This is a genomic window from Chitinimonas sp. (genome assembly GCF_041904975.1).
GTDB lineage: Bacteria > Pseudomonadota > Gammaproteobacteria > Burkholderiales > Chitinimonadaceae > Chitinimonas.
Window position 1 is genome coordinate 16,537 of record NZ_JAYRLZ010000015.1, and the last position, 16,778, is coordinate 33,314.

Sequence of the window (16,778 nt, forward strand, 5' to 3'; positions counted from 1 at the left end):
TTTGACGGGGCGCGCGGTTTTCGTTTTTTACTCGGGAGTAATAGCTATCGCTCAGGATAAAGAGCCGCGGATCAACGGTGAAATCACCGCCCGCGAGGTCCGTCTGTCGGGAGATGACGGCGAGCAATTAGGTATCGTCAGCTTGGCAGAAGCCATGCGCATGGCGGAAGAGCGCGAAGTTGATCTGGTCGAAATCGCACCGAATGCGGTTCCGCCTGTGTGTCGCTTGATGGACTACGGCAAGTTCAAGTACCGCGAGAGCAAGAAGCGGCATGAACAAAAGCTGAAGGTCAAGCAGGTCCAGATCAAGGAAGTCAAGTTCCGTCCCGGTACCGACGAGAACGATTACCAGGTCAAGCTGCGTAACGTGACGCGCTTTCTTGAAGAAGGCGATAAAGCGAAGATTACGCTGCGTTTCCGGGGGCGCGAGATGGCCCACCAGGAAATCGGTATGGCCCAGTTGAAGCGGATCGAGACCGACTTGGTCGATCTGGCGGTGGTCGAGCAGTTTCCCAAGCTCGAAGGTCGTCAGATGATCATGATGCTGGCGCCGAAGAAGAAGATCTGATCGTTGATCTGATGGTTTAAAGGGGTGGTGACAAGCCCCGGTAGCTTGCTGCCAACTTGTCGCAAAAGCGAGGTAGTGGGCATTAAGTGCCGCAGCAATGCGGCCACCCACCGCCGAATATAACTCTAGGCAACAACGGAGTACGTCATGCCGAAGATGAAGACCAAATCGAGCGCCAAGAAGCGCTTGAAGGTGTTGGGTAATGGCGGCGTCAAGCGCAGCAAAGCGTTCAAGCGCCACATCCTGACCAAGAAGACCACCAAGAACAAGCGCCAGCTGCGCGGCACGACCATGGTCCACCCGACCAATATGGCTTCCGTGCGTGCAATGCTGCCGTACGCTTAATCTTCTCGGAAAGGAATAAACCATGCCTCGCGTCAAACGTGGTGTAACAGCCCGCGCTCGCCACAAGAAGGTCTTGGCTCTGGCCAAGGGCTATCGTGGTCGCCGGAAAAATGTCTACCGTATCGCCAAACAGGCGGTAATGAAGGCCGGTCAATACGCATACCGTGACCGTCGTCAACGGAAGCGTCAATTCCGTCAACTCTGGATCACCCGTATCAATGCGGCTGCCCGTGAGTGCGGTTTGAGCTACAGCAAGTTCATGAACGGCCTCAAGCGCGCCGCGATCAATGTCGACCGTAAGGTTCTGGCTGATCTGGCTGTGTTTGATAAGGCTGCGTTTGCGCACATCGTTGCGCAAGCGAAGGCCAGCCTCGCGGCCTGAGCTTCTGGTAGTTAAGAAGGGAGGCGCTAGCCTCCCTTTTTTTATCGGCCACTGAAATGGTGGTCTGTTAGCAATGCTGGCCATGAGTTTTCCATGGGGAGAGTTCATCGCCAGCCTTGATAAGGAGCGATGCAGTATGAGCAACGTCCAAGCCATTCTTGAAGAAGGCATTGCGGCCCTGGCAGCAACCAGCGATCCGGTAGAGCTGGAGAATGTTAAAGCACGCTACCTGGGTAAATCCGGCGCATTGACTGAGCTGCTCAAACAACTGGGCGCACTGCCGGCCGAGGAGAAGCGCAGCCAGGGCGCGGCGATCAATCAGGCCAAACAGGCATTCGAGCAGGCATTGCAAGGCCGTCGCGATGCCTTGGCTGCGTCGCAACTTGCGGCCCAGCTGGCGGCGGAAGCGCTCGATGTCACCTTGCCCGGTCGCGGTGATGGCGTCGGCGGTCTGCATCCGGTTACTCTGGTCAAAGAGCGGATCGTCTCGCTATTTCAGTCAATGGGATTCGAAGTGGCCGATGGCCCGGAAATCGAAAGCGACTGGCACAACTTCGAAGCGCTGAATATCCCTAAGGATCACCCGGCGCGCGCCATGCACGACACCTTCTATGTGGAAGGCGGCGAGGTCCTGCGCACCCATACCAGCCCGATCCAGGTGCGCTATATGCTGGATCACCAGCCACCGATCAAGATCGTCGCGCCAGGGCGTGTGTACCGGGTGGACTCGGACGCGACTCACTCGCCGATGTTCCACCAGATGGAAGGCCTGTGGGTGGCCGAAGGGGTCAGTTTTGCTGACTTGAAGGCCACCTTGATCGACTTCCTGCGCCGGTTTTTCGAGCGCGATGATCTGCAAGTGCGCTTTCGTCCTTCCTTTTTCCCGTTTACCGAGCCATCGGCCGAAGTCGATGTGTTGGGTGAGCGCGGCTGGCTGGAAGTAGGTGGCTGTGGTGTAGTGCATCCCAATGTGTTGCGCAATGTCGGTATTGATCCGGAGCGTTACACCGGCTTTGCCTTCGGCATCGGCCTCGATCGCTTCGCCATGCTGTATTACGGCGTCAATGACCTGCGTCTGTTCTTCGAGAACGACCTGACCTTCCTGCGGCAATTTCGCTAGACCAAACCGGTAAGGCACCCGCAGCGCGGGTGTGGATGATGTCGTCGGCCACGGCCGACCTACAAGCTACAAGGGAAATCGTCATGAAATTCTCCGAATCTTGGCTGCGCGAGCTGGTGAATCCTCCCCTCGACAATGCTCAGCTGGCTGATTTGCTGACCATGGCCGGACTGGAAGTTGAAGAAAACGACGCGGCCGCACCGGCGTTCGACGGTGTTGTCGTTGCGCAGGTACTGGAAGTGCGTCGCCATGAGAATGCCGAAAAGCTGAATGTATGCAAGGTGGACGCCGGCCTTGGTGGCGAGCCCTTGCAGATTGTCTGCGGCGCACCGAATGTGGCAGTCGGGGTAAAGGTGCCCTGTGCGCTGGTTGGCGCCAATCTGCCGGGTGACTTCAAAATCAAGGAAGCCAAGCTGCGTGGCGTCGAGTCATTCGGCATGCTGTGTTCGGCGCGCGAGCTGGGGGTTAGTGAAGACAGTGATGGCCTGTTGCTGCTGCCAGCCGATGCGCCGGTTGGCGTGTCGTTCCGCGACTACTACCAGCTCGACGACCGCATTCTCACCCTCAAGCTGACGCCGAACCGCGCCGATTGCCTGAGCCTTACCGGCATTGCCCGCGAAGTGGCGGCTCTTACCGGTCAGGCCGTGAATCCCGTGGCCATCGATCCCGTCATGTCGGTGCATGATGAAAAGCGCCAGGTGCGCCTGGAAGCTGGTGATGCCTGCTCGCGTTATGCCGGTCGGGTCATCAAACAGGTCAATGCAGCGGCGGCAACCCCGGTCTGGATGAAGCGCAAGCTGGAGCGTAGCGGTCTGCGCTCGATTTCGGCCTTGGTCGATATCACCAACTATGTGCTGCTTGAACTTGGCCAGCCCATGCATGCCTTCGATCATGGCAAGCTCAATGGCGATGTTCTCGTGCGCTTTGCAGCGCAAGGCGAGCAACTGGCCTTGCTCAATGGCAAGACCATTACCCTGACGACCGATATGCTGGTGATCGCCGACCAGAACGGCCCGCTGGCCCTGGCCGGCATCATGGGGGGCGAAGCCAGTGCGGTGGTGGTAGGCCAGACGCAGGACGTCTTCCTGGAGTCGGCCTTCTTCGCCCCGGAAGTGATCGCAGGCAAAGGCCGTCGCCTTGGCTTTTCATCCGATTCCAGCCACCGCTATGAACGCGGCGTGGACTTCGCCAACTGTGTCGCCGCGCTGGAGCGCGCCACCGCCTTGGTACTGGCTATTTGTGGTGGTCAGCCAGGACCGCTTACCCAAGCAGAATCGACCTTGCCGGCGCGCCCGGCAGTGGCATTGCGTGTGACTCGGGTGGCGCGCGTATTGGGCGTAGCGCTCGATGGCGATACAGTCACCAATATGCTGCGAAAGCTTGGCCTCGCGGTAGCAGGGCAGGGCGATACGCTGATGGTCACCCCGCCAAGCTATCGCTTTGATATTGCCCGCGAAGAAGACCTGATCGAGGAGGTCGCGCGGCTCTACGGCTACGACAATGTACCGACACGGCCGCCCGTGGCAGAGCAGGCCATGCTCAAGCAAGATGGCAAGCGTCGCCCGACCTTTGCAATCAAGCAAGCACTGGCTGCGCGCGACTATCAGGAGATCGTCAGCTATGCCTTTGTCGAGGCGCGCTGGGAAGCCGATTTTGCCGGCAATGACAGCCCCATCCGCTTGCAGAATCCGATTGCCAGCCAGATGAGCGTGATGCGCTCGACGCTGATTGGCGGCCTGATTCATACCTTGATCGGCAATCTGAATCGCAAACACGATCGCGTGCGCCTGTTTGAAGTGGCGCGTGTGTTTCATGGCGTGGCTGCCGATCAGCAGCCGGAAAAGATTGCAGCACTGGCCTATGGCCCAAAACGTGCCGAACAATGGGGCGCCAAGGGTGAGCGTGTCGATTTCTATGACTTGAAGGCTGATCTGGAAGCTTTGCTGGCGCCGCGTACTGCCCGCTTCGCCAAGGTCGAGCATCCGGCATTGCACCCGGGCCGCAGCGCAAGTGTCTGGGTCGATGGCAAGCATGTCGGCGTCATTGGTGAGTTGCACCCGAAGTGGACCCAGGCCTATGAATTACCGGCTTCTCCCTTGCTGTTTGAAATGGATCTGGCGGCACTGACCGAGCGTGATCTGGTGAAGTCGGCGGCGGTTTCCAAATTCCAGCCAGTGCGCCGCGATCTGGCCTTTGTTGTTGATGATGCAGTGCAATATCAGGACGTCATCGACGCCATGTCGAGTGCCAATCAGGCCCATGTTTTGTCGGTGGAAGGCTTCGATGTCTACCGTGGCAAGGGGGTGCCCGAGGGGAAAAAGAGCCTTGCATTCAAGGTGATATTGCAAGATACTCAGAAAACGCTTTCGGACGCCGAGATTGAAACGGCCGTCTCCCAGCTCGTTGCCGCGCTGCAAAAGCGCATCGATGCCCAGCTCCGCGCTTAGGCCAATATCGCAACGAAACACGTAGCAAAGAACCAAGAAACATGACCCTGACCAAAGCTGAACTCGCCGACCTGTTGTTTGACAAGGTCGGCCTCAACAAGCGCGAGGCCAAGGACATGGTGGAAGCCTTTTTCGAGGAAATCCGCCAGTCACTGGAAGCCGGCGATAGTGTAAAACTCTCTGGATTCGGAAATTTTCAGCTGCGCGACAAGCCGCAGCGCCCGGGACGCAATCCCAAAACCGGCGAAGAAATCCCCATCTCCGCACGCCGCGTGGTCACGTTCCACGCTAGCCAGAAACTGAAGGGTATGGTGGAAGCAAACAATGCAGACGGAAAGCTCGTCGCTCAAGCCTGAGCCCCTGCCTCCCATCCCGGCAAAGCGCTACTTCACCATTGGTGAGGTGAGCGAGCTATGTGCGGTCAAGCCGCATGTGCTGCGCTATTGGGAGCAGGAGTTCACCCAGCTGCGCCCGGTAAAGCGGCGCGGCAATCGTCGCTACTACCAGCACCATGAGGTGCTGCTGGTGCGGCGCATCCGCACCCTGCTGTATGACGAAGGCTTTACCATCAGCGGCGCGCGCAACAAGCTCGAGCATCTGGCGCTGGATGCGGCCGAACATGGCGGCGCCGAGGCAGTCATGGCTGCGATGATCGAGCCCGAGCCAGCGCTGGCCTTGGTCGATACCCAGAAGCTGCGCAGCGAGTTAATGGCGCTGCGCGATTTTCTGGATGCCTGAGCGCTTGCCAGGCAAGGAAAGTCGGGTATAATCCGGCCTCCTTCGAGTCGGAGCGTGGCGCAGCCTGGTAGCGCACCTGCATGGGGTGCAGGGGGTCGGAGGTTCGAATCCTCTCGCTCCGACCAAAAGATACAAGGGCTTACAGATTTTTGTCTGTAAGCCCTTTTCTCATTTCTGGTCTGAAGTTTGCCGACGCCCCACGGCGTAATGCGCCGGGCATGCTGTAACGCTTGCCCATATCAAGCAATATGAGCCAGCTTGATCCGCTATGGCGCTGGTCAACGCTTCAATACCCGATCGAGAAAAGCCAGCAATCGATCAAGGCTGGTTTTGCCCGACCAGCTTTCTGCGGGCATGCCGTGGCCTGCGCCCTGGTGGATCTGGATGGTGTTATCGATGCCCTGTGCGGAAAGTGCGGCTGCCAGCAGCTGGGACTGCGCTGCTGGCACATTGCAGTCGACGCTTCCATGTTCGATCAGAAACGGTGGCGTCGCGGCCGAAACATAGCTGATCGGGTTTGCATCCTGTACGAGTGCCGTACTACCGCTTGAGCCAATGGCAATGCCCAGAAAGCGCGATTCCGGTGAAGCTGCCGTATTGTGGCTGATAAAACTGGCGGCGCAGCCCTGTGCACTGAGTGCGCTATCCATCTGGGCAAAGTCGGTCGGCCCGAACCAGTCGACAACGGCTTGTACCACGCTGGAGACATCCGGGTTACCCAGCTTCGCGTCATCCCATATCACCGTGCCATTGCGGGAGGTCTTGCTCCCGCCCGTGGTACCCAGCATGGCGGCGATATTGCCACCGGCCGATTGGCCGAAGCTGGCGAAGCGCTTGGGGTCAAGATGATATTGGTTCGCGTTTGCGCGCAAAAAGCGCACCGCCGCCTTGGCATCTTGTATGGCGGCAGGAAACACCGCTTCGCCGGAGAGGCGATAGTTGATGGTGGCGACTGCATAGCCAGCAGCCAGAAGTCGGGCCAGTACCGCGCTGTCCAGCATGGCCTTGTCGCCTCCGAGGAAGGCGCCGCCATGGATATTGATCACCAAGGGGAAAGGACCGCTGCCAGCGGGCAGGTACAAGTCAAGGACTTGTGCCGGCGAGCTGGCGGCATAGGCGAGATTGGCGTGGCTGGCGGCAGGCAGGGTGTAGGCAAGCGCGAATTTGCCCTTGAGCATGTCCTGGCTGTTGGCGCCATAACCTGCATACACTGTGGTACCTGCCATGCCGCGCGTGTCGATGCCACTGAATGCAGGGATGGATACGCCAGCGCCCATCGCGCCGTTGGCTGAAAACGTCACTGTGCCGATATCGGGTAGCTTGTCGGTGTCCTGTACAACTTGCCAGGCGTGATTGCTGACGGTGCCGCTTGCTGCGAACAGCTGATTGCCAGCGACGGCTGCCAGATACAGATTGGCTGATTTCCCCGCATCTTCAGTGTTGGGCGACAGCGACACGGTCAAGGTTTGCTGTTCGCTGCTGCCACTGCTGCTGGCGGAAACCACCATGTCTGCCTGTACGGCGAATGTGGCCAGCAGTGCCAGGCTGGAGATAGCCCATGGCAGGCTCCGTCTGGAGCTATAGGGGCTGGGAAGCGGATGTGGATTGAACGGAGACATGGCTTTCCTTTCTGGAATCAATTTGCCGGGTGGGAAGTGATGGCTGAGTCGAGCAAGGCCGGCTTGGCGGTTCAACGCCTTGCCTGACTGCGCATCATTTCCGCTGAGTCAGGCAGATGTCAGCTGACTGCCTGCTAGCTTACGAATGCCATGTCTTGGTGTTTTGTCGGGTATGTATCGGACTTGATACATTGCTGCGCAAAAGCCGATACAGGCGCACCCCATACTGGGAGCATGGTGAGCAGAACAGGCGAGGAAACCGTGAATCAGATGAGCGATCCGCTACATGTATTGGTGGTTGATGACGATGTCGAAATTCGCGAGCTGCTGGCCGATTACCTGCAGCGTTTCGGCTGGTCGGTGACGGTTGCCGCCGACGCGCCATCGCTTGACACTGCGCTGGAGAGTCATCGCTACGATGTGATGGTGCTCGATCTGATGCTGCCCGGAGAAGATGGTCTATCCGTGTGTCGCCGCATTCGCAGCAAATCGTCCATGCCCATCGTGATGCTCACGGCGCGCGGTGGTGTGATGGATCGCATCGTTGGACTCGAGCTGGGGGCCGATGACTATGTTCCCAAGCCGTTCGAGCCACGCGAGCTGGTCGCGCGCATCCAGGCGGTGCTGCGCCGAACGCAGGCTCCACGGGGCGAATACAGCGAGCCCGATGCCGACGTGCTTTGCTTTGAAGGCTGGCAAATCAACCGCCACCTGCGGCAGCTGATGTCGCCTGCGCGCTTGCTTGTGCCCTTATCCAATGCGGAGTTTCGCCTGCTTTGGGCATTTATCGAGCGCCCACGGCAAATCCTGACACGCGACCAGCTGCTTGATGCTGCCCGTGGCCGCAGCGCCGAAGCATTTGATCGCAGTATCGACTTGCTGGTGTCGCGCCTGAGGCAAAAGCTGGCCGATGACCCGAAAGAGCCAAAGCTGATCAAAACCGTGCGTGGCGAAGGATATATCTTTGATACCAAGGTGCAGCGATGAGATGGCGCCCGCCGGATACGATCTTCGCCCGATTGGCGATCTTGCTGGTGCTGGCATTTATGGTCAGCCAGCTCTTGATCTGGCTGGCGTTTGCCACCGGATTCGGACATGGCCTGCCGCCAATTGCCGTGTCGGCTCGCACCGCGCCGCCGATTCCCTGGCGCGAAATACTCATCGACCAATGCATCACGCTTGCCTGTGTGCTGGTGGCAATATTCGTCGGGGCAAAGTGGATCGCCGCACCAATACGCCAACTTGCCCGCGAAGCGATGCGGGTTCGCCATGATCTAGCCGCTGGCCCCCTGGCTGAACATGGGCCGCTGGAAACACGCCAGGCTGCCGAGGTGATGAATCGGCTACGGGAGCGCGTGTTGCGGCAAATCACCGAGCGCCAGCATTTTCTTGCTGCAATATCCCATGATCTGCGCACACCGCTGACGCGCATCCGCCTGCGGACGGAATTGATGTCGCCGCCCGCCCTCCAGGAAAAGACGCGCAAGGACATTGTCGAGATGACCGAAATGCTGGATCAAGCGCTGGACTTTCTGCGTGGCGAGCGCCTGCTCGAAACGAAGCAGTGGCTCGATATTCAGGCCTTGATCGAGACCATTGCCGAAGACTTGCGGGAGTGCGGTCAAGCAGTCAGCTGCTTTGGCCAGGCGGCTCCGTTTCTCGGCTATCCGCTGGCGCTGAAGCGCTGTATCGAGAATATCGTCGGCAATGCCATCCGCTACGGCGAGGCCGCCAGCATTGCCTTGGTGGACACGGGTAATGAGCTTTGTATCGAAGTGGTGGATCAGGGGCCGGGTATTCCGGATGCCTATATGGAGGCCGTGCTGGAGCCCTTTATCCGGCTGGAGACGTCGCGCAGCCGTGAGCGGGGCGGGGTCGGGCTGGGCCTGGCCATCGCGCGCGAAGTGGCCGAGCAGCACGAAGGTCGACTGATCTTGCGCAATGGCGAGGCGCGCGGACTGCATGTGATCATCGCCTTGCCGCGCCGGTTCGACTACCAGGATGCACTGATGTCGGGCGTGTATTAATGATGCATGCTGGTGCATGATTCAGGCCGGATGCGGAATTCATCGGGCAATGTCGAAACACTCATCGTGTTTATTCGCAAAAATAAAACGCCGAACTGTATGTTGCTTGACGGGTGGCAGGCCTGGAGACACTATGTGTCAGACCGCAATTCAACGCTTGCATTGCCATTAAATGGCCAATCACGCTGAAAGCGTGTGCGGTTCGGGAATGATTCATTCTTTCGGAGTGGGCTGAAGAATGGCAAATCAGGTGGCAAAGCAAGATCATCCGTATGCGAATCTGCCTGGATCCAGATTCTGGAAGCAGGCAGTGGATGATTTTGCACGGGGCAAGATACTTGATTTGTGGCGGCCGAAATACCTCATATCACGTACCGACAGAATCATCACGGCCGGTTCTTGCTTTGCGCAGCATATCAGCCGTCATTTGAGCGAAGCCGGTTTTGACTGGCTGGCCGGTGAAGCCGCTCCTGCCGGGCTCGGTAGCGAACAGGCCAGGCTGCAAGGCTATGGCGTGTTTTCATTCCGGACCGGAAATATCTACACATCGGCATTGCTGAAGCAATGGGTATTCATGGCGCTGGGTCTGGTCAGCTGTGTGCCAGAGCCATTTTACGATGGCATGAGATATTACGACCCGCTGCGCCCTGGTATTCCCTCCGAAGGCTATGCATCGCTTGAGGAATTGAATCATGCGCGCACGATTACCCTGCAATCGATCCGCTCGGTAATTACTGATGCAACGCTGTTCATTTTCACGCTGGGCTTGACCGAATATTGGTCCCATATCGATGGCTATGTTTTTCCGTCTTGCCCCGGTACCATCAAGGGCGTGTTTGATCCGGGCAAGCATCGGTTCAATAATCAGCAGTATCCGCAAATCGTTGAAGATCTGGTACAAACATTCGATGCCATACGAAAGATCAACCCGCGCATTCGCTTCCTGCTGACCGTATCCCCCGTACCATTGACCGCAACAGCGAGCGAACATCATGTGCTGTCTGCATCCACGCTGTCCAAATCCATATTGCGCAGTGTGGCTGGCTATCTTGCCGGACAATATGACGATATTGACTACTTCCCATCCTATGAATTGATTACGACCTCACTGAATCAGGGTAAATTCTTTGAGGCGAATTTCCGCTCGGTGAATGAGCAAGGCGTTCGCTTTGTCATGCGGCACTTCGAGGAAGCTATTGCCGGCTCATCGATACCGTTGGGTGAGACAAAAGGTGTTATTTCACCATTTGCCTCGATTCCTGCAAGCCCGCTTGCCAGCGATGCCATCTGCGAAGATGCCATTCTCGAGCAGTGGGCCAGGCCGCAAACCATGCATATGAATGGCAAGCCGGCCATTGTCTTGCTGGGTGATTCACATATGAGTCGCTTGGCTGATCAATTCGGGAATATCGGCGTTCCGGTATTCGGTGGTGGGATCATGGGCGGCTCACCCTGGCATTTTTGCGAGTTCGATACGGATTCAAGTCGCTTTTTCATTGCGCGCGACAAAAGCCATGACCAGCGCTGGCGTGCGATCTACGATTATATTAAAATCTATGTGCCAAGCAAGGCGGGTGGGCGGTTGACCATGCTCACCAATATCGGTTCCCAAGCCCATATCATGCATGAACATTTTTTTAATTATCTCAAGACTAAATATGGCGACGGGCCCTGGAATATTAGCTTCGATGAGTTGAAAGTAGTGGTGGACCAAACGCGGGCGCCGCAGTTTGATATTGTTAAACGTATGGTCAAGGCGGGGCATCGGGTGCTGTGGGTTGGCGATCCGCCGGCGCAGCGCTTTGATGAAGTTTTCTTTATGGCAGTGAATACCTTTCTGTGCGAGCTTTTCCAAGGCTCGGGAGCGACAGTATTCAATGCGCATGATTGGGTGAAAAAGCGCGGCGGCTGGCAGGAGAAATATCACTCCGCCGGTGTCGACCCGGTCAGCGGCAAGGCAGACCAGGTACACGGCTCGGATGCCTATTACCGTGATCTGGCCCTGGCGATTGCAGACCGCATCAAGATCATGAATCGCCGCTGAGCGCGCCGCCGCCAGGGCGACGCGCGCTTGCTGATCTTGCTGGTCTGCCGCGCGTCTATTGCTGCGCCAGAAATGCAATGCCGGTTCGCTCTACCAATTCCTCATAGCTGATCGGCTTCTCCATCCTGGCATCGTTGCGGTTGGCCACCCAGTAAGCCCAGCTTTTTTGCCGGGCCGGGTCATACACCAGCTTGAACAGATAGTCCGGCACCCATACCCGCTTGACTGCCGCATCGGCGCTCTGGCCTTGCGTGTACACCGGTCCGGTAATCACATACACCTCGCTGCCGGTACGTTGCACATACTGGCGCACCGCTTTTTCCACCGATTTGGCCCATATGCCGCGATTATTGTCGGGCGCCTGCGGCACCATATTGGCCAGGCTGAAGCTCTGTGCCATGGCGCGTGCGGTGGGCATATCACCGGCGGGGGCGAGGTGGCCGCGGTCGTAGCCGCTGCCCTTGTAGTCATCCAGCTCGGCGCGCTCGGCCGAGGGCAGGCGCGCATCGGCAAAGAAGCGGTTGGTGCGCACTTCGTCCTGGGCATCGGTCAGGCTGGCCGGCGTGAGATGCTGGGCGACATAGATCGGTGTGCGGGTCAGGCCGGAGTGGTAGACGGCAAACGCGTCGTAGCACAGGGCGCTGGGCTTGAGGCGCCCCGGTTCAGCGATGGCCGGGGCGATGCCGCGATAGAAGAACTGCGGGCATTGGGCGAAATTGGCGGATTTGGCTGTTTGGTAGCTGGCGCGAGTAAGTTGTCCGGCGGGCTTGTGTTGCTGCGCCAGCATTGGTGCTTGGGTGGTGAGGGCGTGGGCGAGTTTGGTGTCGAGTTTGAAATGATGGAGCAGGATGGCCGTGCTTGCGGCCACCACCAGGGTAGTCTTCAGGGACATGCAGTTTCCGGTTGAAAGATCGATAGGCAAGGCGCGGCGCGCATCATACCGGCTGAAAAGGCCAGTGGGCATGCGGACGTGCACTTGCTGGGCTATCGTGCCGGTGGGAAGGGTAACGGTGGAGGCGGCTTGCCCGATCGGCCATGACTGCCGGCGCGACTGGTTGGCGCAGGCAAGAGACGAGAGCATTCATGAGTCTGTTGATTGATCTGGCTTCCGGCCGGAAGCTGCGTGTTGGTGATGCGCTGCGTGATGAGTTGGGGCGCCAGTGGGAAGTGCTGGGCTGGACTGACGATGGCGAGGTGTTTGTGCGCTTGCGTGCGGCCGAAAGTGCGGTGCTGCGCTTTGATATCGATCGCTTCGGCCTGGTGATCCAGGAGCTGGTGCCCGGCGTGGGCTAGCCGCCTTGGCTGCCGATGTCGAGACGCCTGCGCCATGCAGCTCGGCCAACTGGCACAATGGCGCCCGCCGCAAGCCAACCCGTCCGGAAATCCTTGTTCATGCATGTCGCCGCCCAGCCCAATTCCCAACAGCAAGCCATTATCGACAGCCAGGCGGCCAGCTTGTTTGTCGATGCCGGCGCCGGTAGCGGCAAGACCACGCTGATCGCCCATCTGGCTATGCATCATGTGCAGCGCGGCGTGGCGGTGGACAAGATCGGGCTGTTTACCGTGTCGCGCAATGCGGCCAGCCATCTGAACAATCTGCTGCAGGCGATGGAGCAGCGCCATGGCCTGTCCCTGCCGCGGGCAGTTACCCTGCATTCGCTATGCGGCAGCCTGCTGTGGCGGGCGCAGCGGCTCAAGCTGGTGTGGGGGGCGGAAGAGGGTTTGCTGCAGAGCGATGATCCGCAGCTGTCTGCCTTGCTGACTCAAGCCATCGAGGCGATGGTGGCGCGCTACCAGGAGTCAAGCGAGGCGGCCGAGCTGGATTTTCCAATCGCCAGCCCCGGCAATCTGCAAGCACTGTATGAAGCAATCGCCATGGTGAAAGGCCAGCGGCTGATCGACTTTGCCGAGGCGCTGGCTGCCGGGCGCGATCTGGATCTGTTCGACCTGGCAGTGCGTGCCGGCCAGCCCGCCACCTTGCTGGCCTGTATGCTGGAATTCGAACGCCTGCGCGAGCGGCGCCAGCTGCGCACCTATGCCGATCTGGTCAACGAGGTGATCGATCTGGCGCACAGCTCGCCACGGGCCAAGGGGCTGTTCGCCAGCTTCGAGGTGGTGGCGGTGGACGAAGCGAACGATCTCAGCACCGCCTTGTTGCAAGCGGCCTTGCTGGCACGCGCTAAAACCGGCCGACTGGTGCTGGTGGGCGATCGCAACCAATGCGTGCAGCAGGCGCGCGGCGCCCATTCCTCGGTATTGGGCGCCGTGGTGCGCAAGGCCTTGCCCGATATCGTGGAAATGCCGCTCAGCGTTTGCTATCGCTTTGCCGCCAATCTGGGCCGGCGCCTGTTGCTGCTGCCAATGTTGCAAGGTGGTAGCAAGAAGGCCAGCGCCAGTGTCGATCACAAGACCACCATCCGCCTGCACCAGATTGTTGCGGCGGCCGAGATTGCCGATCTGGCGCTGACCTTGCGTAGCAAGCATCCCGAGCAAGCGCTGGCGGTCCTGTATCGCAGCCGTGGCGAAGCGTTCGAATTCGAGCGGGCGATGATCGACGCCGGCAAGCCCTACCAGATGCTTGGCCATCTGTCCTTGCCGGCCGAGCGGATGTTTCGCGGCGGTGTCGGCCTGATGGCGGCGCCGGTGGGCCTCCTGGACGAGCTGGCGCCACGCCTGCGCCTGGATCTGGCGGTGCAGGCAGTGCAAGCCCTGCTGCCGGAATGGCAGGACGCGTTGGCGCAAGCCTTCAAGGATTGCTACCCGGCCGATGCCCATATTCCGCGCAGCGGCCTCGAGTGCCTGCGCCAGGCGATGGAGGCCGCCACCCTCAAGCTGCCAGAAACCGCCCGCGTAAACGATCGCCTCAACCGCCTGCGCGAGCATCTGCAATGGCGTGAGGGCGAAGCGGGCCGCTCGGCCAGCCCGGCCGACATTCTGCTTGATCTGCCCCTGCGTGACTGGGCGCGTGCCGATTTGCTGGATGCCGATGAGCGGGCGCTGGTCGAGGCGATTCTCGGTGAGGTATTCAGCGAGCGCTTTGCCCATGGCGGCAGCGTCAAGGCGCTGGTGGGCTTTGTGCAGCGCGCCGAGAAGGCAAATGTTTCTGCCACCCGCCGCAGCGCCGGTGCCGGCCTGGTACTCAGCACCTTTTTGCGCGCCAAGGGCCGCGAATTCGATACGGTGATCCTGGGCGACGCCTCATCCGACCGCCTGCCCTTGCCGGTGCAGGCTGAAGACCTGCTCAGCGACCCGGGCGAGCGCCTGCGGGCGGAACACAATCTGTTCTATGTGGCGATTACCCGCACCCGCGAAGCCTTGCATATTGCCTATCGCGAGCCGGCCGGCCCGTGCGAGTGGGTGGCGCGCCTGCTCAAGCTGCCGCTGCCGGCAACAAGCGTGGTGGCGGCACCGCCGGCCGACCCGCTCGCCGTCGAGCCTGCGCCCACCAAAACGCCTCCCCCGCGCAAGGGCGAAGGCTTTGCTGCATTTCGCGACTTTGCCGAGCGCATGCGCAGCGACGGCTGATGCGGCGGATGCCTGGGCTGGGCAAGGGCTGAAACGCCAAAAGTCTGTAGACACAGAGGACACTGAGAGCACAGAGCACACAGAGGTAAAGCGTGAGGGGGGCCGTTTTTCTTTGAACCTGAACGAAGAGCGTTGAGCAGCAACGCTTGGATAGTTAAATGGGGAAGGGGACGCACCGGGGCACAATGCAAGCCCAATTCCCCTTGGGTTTTCTCAGTGTGCTCTGTGTTCTCAGTGCCCTCTGTGTCTACAGGTTTTGGGTTTTCCCATGTGCGGTAGGGAGGCCTTGGCCCCCGATTGCTTGCAAACGGACTGGCTATCGGGCCAATTTGGCGCTGAGCGGCGGTCGCTGCGTATATCGGCTTTGTGAGACGTGGTATCGATCTTCCCAGTGTTTGGGACCATCTGACCGGGCAGATCTTTCTGGGCTCGTCACGATTTGTCGAGCGCATGACTGCACCGGTCAATAGCCAGCAACCGCAGGAGATCCCTCGCGTGCAACGCCGCCCCATTGCAGGCGTATCTGAGCCACGCCAACCGAAAGCAAGGTATGGTGGAGGCTTACCGTACGGGGGACTACACCATGCAAGAGATAGCGAACTGCTTTGGCGTTCACTATGCGATACATCAACGCGTACGCGAAGAAGGTTTGTCCGGAGACGCCGCCAAGCAGCGGGAGATTGAAATTGCTGCTCATCAGAACGAGATACGCATTACTGAAATTCGGCAGGAAATCAATACGGAAGAGGGTGGTGCGGCAAAGGTGAGTGAGGATGGTGTGCTCGAAGCCAATCCACATTCAGTGTGTTTTGAGGAAGACACGCTTGTACATACAGATTTTGGGTTGTGTGAAATCAAATGCATCACACCTGGTGTTAAAGTACTTTCTCGCTGCGAAAAAATAGGTGCGATGGAATACAAGGAGGTATTGCGTGTTTTTATGCATGAAGATCGTGAAGTTTATTCTATTCTAATAGCTTTGGTCGACCCTGAGACTGGTCAAGAGTATTATTTGCGAATTATTGCGACAGGCGATCACCCATTCTATGTGCCGAATGTAGGGTGGGTGGCGCTGAAGGATTTGCAGTGTGGGCAATTGTTGATTTGTATGGATGGAAGGTCCTCAGTGGTCTTGGAGGTTAAGCTCAAGAGCTTTACGGCAGACGTATACAACCTTGAAGTTGCAGATTTTCATACCTACTTTGTTGGGAATGATGGCATTTGGGTACATAATGACTGTCACCCTGACTGGTCTGTGCTACCTGAGCAAGCCAACGCGTCGAAGGAGCTGCTTGGAGATATTTCGGTTGAAATCGGCAATCCGGCTAGGGATGCAATTTCAATGAAGGAGAAAGCGATTTCTGAGATTATGATTTCGCGCGACGTTGAGGTCGTTATGTCGTCTAACGGCAATAAATCCCCTCTTTCGAGGTCTGGGGGTGCCTCTCCAGACTGTTTGCTAAATGGTAGAACTGCCGATTGCTATGCTTTGGAGAGCACAAGTACCAATCTGGTAAAGATGAGGAATAAGTTAATTCCCAAGACGGAAAATCAATCGTCCGATATTGTTCTTGGTCTGGCTGGGAATGAAGTCATTGCTAAAAATGGTTACTGACTGGTTTGATGCTAACAAAATCGATACGCTTGGCAGATTGTATATTGTCACTAAAAGACAAGGCGAGCCGGCGCGTGTAGTGGTAAGGGATTTTCCGCCTGTCTATGGCGAGGATGAAAATTTGCTTAATGGTCCAATATGCGGACTGCAAGTTGGTCTTTAAGGCTACATAAAAATAAGATTTATATGGTTGTAAAAAGACTTGAAAAAACAACCGGAAAAGGATGGGGTGGCCGAACAAAGCACTTGGAAGTGAGCCCCGGCGAAGGTTTTTTAAGTAACTACTTACCTGACTTGGATATAGGTGCTTCACTTCCGACTGCCAAGCAACTCTGGCTTGCTGCCGGC

At 58.2% G+C, this 16,778-nt stretch carries 15 protein-coding genes and 1 tRNA gene; 14 read left to right on the top strand and 2 right to left on the bottom strand.

The features are described 5' to 3' along the window. Nucleotides 1-46 precede the first annotated feature (46 nt). The 8 genes from infC (at nucleotide 47) to ACE3OH_RS02865 (ending at nucleotide 5,725) form a co-directional block, all read left to right on the top strand. Nucleotides 47-568, top strand: coding sequence for a translation initiation factor IF-3 (gene infC / locus ACE3OH_RS02830; RefSeq protein ID WP_374348149.1), 522 nt, complete (start codon nucleotides 47-49; stop codon nucleotides 566-568). 147 nt (nucleotides 569-715) lie between these two features. Continuing rightward, complete coding sequence (rpmI, locus tag ACE3OH_RS02835) at nucleotides 716-913, top strand: 50S ribosomal protein L35 (protein WP_072429375.1); 198 nt, start codon at nucleotides 716-718, stop codon at nucleotides 911-913. Between the two features lie 22 nt (nucleotides 914-935). Continuing rightward, nucleotides 936-1,295 carry a 50S ribosomal protein L20 gene (rplT, locus tag ACE3OH_RS02840; protein WP_374348110.1) on the top strand — a complete coding sequence of 120 codons (360 nt, stop codon included), beginning with the start codon at nucleotides 936-938 and terminating at the stop codon, nucleotides 1,293-1,295. A 136-nt stretch (nucleotides 1,296-1,431) separates the two neighbouring features. Next, complete coding sequence (gene pheS, locus ACE3OH_RS02845; protein ID WP_374348112.1) at nucleotides 1,432-2,415, top strand: phenylalanine--tRNA ligase subunit alpha; 984 nt, start codon at nucleotides 1,432-1,434, stop codon at nucleotides 2,413-2,415. 83 nt (nucleotides 2,416-2,498) lie between these two features. Then, nucleotides 2,499-4,862 carry a phenylalanine--tRNA ligase subunit beta gene (gene pheT / locus ACE3OH_RS02850; RefSeq protein WP_374348117.1) on the top strand — a complete coding sequence of 788 codons (2,364 nt, stop codon included), beginning with the start codon at nucleotides 2,499-2,501 and terminating at the stop codon, nucleotides 4,860-4,862. 41 nt (nucleotides 4,863-4,903) lie between these two features. Continuing rightward, the gene (locus ACE3OH_RS02855; RefSeq protein WP_374348121.1) at nucleotides 4,904-5,218 is read left to right on the top strand and encodes an integration host factor subunit alpha; all 315 of its coding nucleotides are present in this window, start codon (nucleotides 4,904-4,906) and stop codon (nucleotides 5,216-5,218) included. After that, nucleotides 5,187-5,600 (top strand): MerR family transcriptional regulator, encoded by a 414-nt coding sequence (locus ACE3OH_RS02860; protein ID WP_374348124.1) that lies wholly within the window; start codon nucleotides 5,187-5,189, stop codon nucleotides 5,598-5,600. Before ACE3OH_RS02855 ends, ACE3OH_RS02860 begins: the two co-directional genes overlap by 32 nt. 48 nt (nucleotides 5,601-5,648) lie before the next feature. Next, nucleotides 5,649-5,725 (top strand) — tRNA-Pro (locus ACE3OH_RS02865). Between the two features lie 153 nt (nucleotides 5,726-5,878). On the opposite strand, the gene ACE3OH_RS02870 is transcribed toward ACE3OH_RS02865, so the two are convergent. Beyond that, nucleotides 5,879-7,219 carry an alpha/beta hydrolase fold domain-containing protein gene (locus ACE3OH_RS02870; RefSeq protein ID WP_374348126.1) on the bottom strand — a complete coding sequence of 447 codons (1,341 nt, stop codon included), beginning with the start codon at nucleotides 7,217-7,219 and terminating at the stop codon, nucleotides 5,879-5,881. 270 nt (nucleotides 7,220-7,489) lie between these two features. On the opposite strand from ACE3OH_RS02870, the gene ACE3OH_RS02875 reads away from it, so the two are divergent. The 3 genes from ACE3OH_RS02875 to ACE3OH_RS02885 all read left to right on the top strand — a co-directional run bounded on the left by ACE3OH_RS02875 (nucleotide 7,490) and on the right by ACE3OH_RS02885 (nucleotide 11,290). Then, nucleotides 7,490-8,206: a response regulator gene (locus ACE3OH_RS02875; protein WP_374348129.1), complete on the top strand. Its 717-nt coding sequence runs from the start codon at nucleotides 7,490-7,492 to the stop codon at nucleotides 8,204-8,206. Next, the gene (locus ACE3OH_RS02880; RefSeq protein ID WP_374348133.1) at nucleotides 8,203-9,246 is read left to right on the top strand and encodes a sensor histidine kinase; all 1,044 of its coding nucleotides are present in this window, start codon (nucleotides 8,203-8,205) and stop codon (nucleotides 9,244-9,246) included. Before ACE3OH_RS02875 ends, ACE3OH_RS02880 begins: the two co-directional genes overlap by 4 nt. Nucleotides 9,247-9,484: 238 nt before the next feature. Continuing rightward, a complete protein-coding gene (locus ACE3OH_RS02885; RefSeq protein ID WP_374348138.1) occupies nucleotides 9,485-11,290 on the top strand; it encodes a GSCFA domain-containing protein in 1,806 nt (601 codons plus the stop codon). Nucleotides 11,291-11,345: 55 nt separating this feature from the next. On the opposite strand, the gene ACE3OH_RS02890 is transcribed toward ACE3OH_RS02885, so the two are convergent. Beyond that, nucleotides 11,346-12,182: a DNA/RNA non-specific endonuclease gene (locus ACE3OH_RS02890; RefSeq protein WP_374348140.1), complete on the bottom strand. Its 837-nt coding sequence runs from the start codon at nucleotides 12,180-12,182 to the stop codon at nucleotides 11,346-11,348. Nucleotides 12,183-12,373: 191 nt separating this feature from the next. Between ACE3OH_RS02890 and ACE3OH_RS02895 the strand changes: the two genes are divergently transcribed. The 3 genes from ACE3OH_RS02895 to ACE3OH_RS02905 all read left to right on the top strand — a co-directional run bounded on the left by ACE3OH_RS02895 (nucleotide 12,374) and on the right by ACE3OH_RS02905 (nucleotide 16,430). Next, on the top strand, nucleotides 12,374-12,583 hold the full coding sequence (locus tag ACE3OH_RS02895) for a hypothetical protein (RefSeq protein ID WP_374348143.1): 210 nt from the start codon (nucleotides 12,374-12,376) through the stop codon (nucleotides 12,581-12,583). Between the two features lie 99 nt (nucleotides 12,584-12,682). After that, complete coding sequence (locus ACE3OH_RS02900; protein WP_374348145.1) at nucleotides 12,683-14,815, top strand: UvrD-helicase domain-containing protein; 2,133 nt, start codon at nucleotides 12,683-12,685, stop codon at nucleotides 14,813-14,815. Between the two features lie 583 nt (nucleotides 14,816-15,398). Next, entirely contained in the window at nucleotides 15,399-16,430 is a 1,032-nt protein-coding gene (locus ACE3OH_RS02905) for a polymorphic toxin-type HINT domain-containing protein (RefSeq protein WP_374348146.1), read from the top strand. Nucleotides 16,431-16,778: the final 348 nt, after the last annotated feature.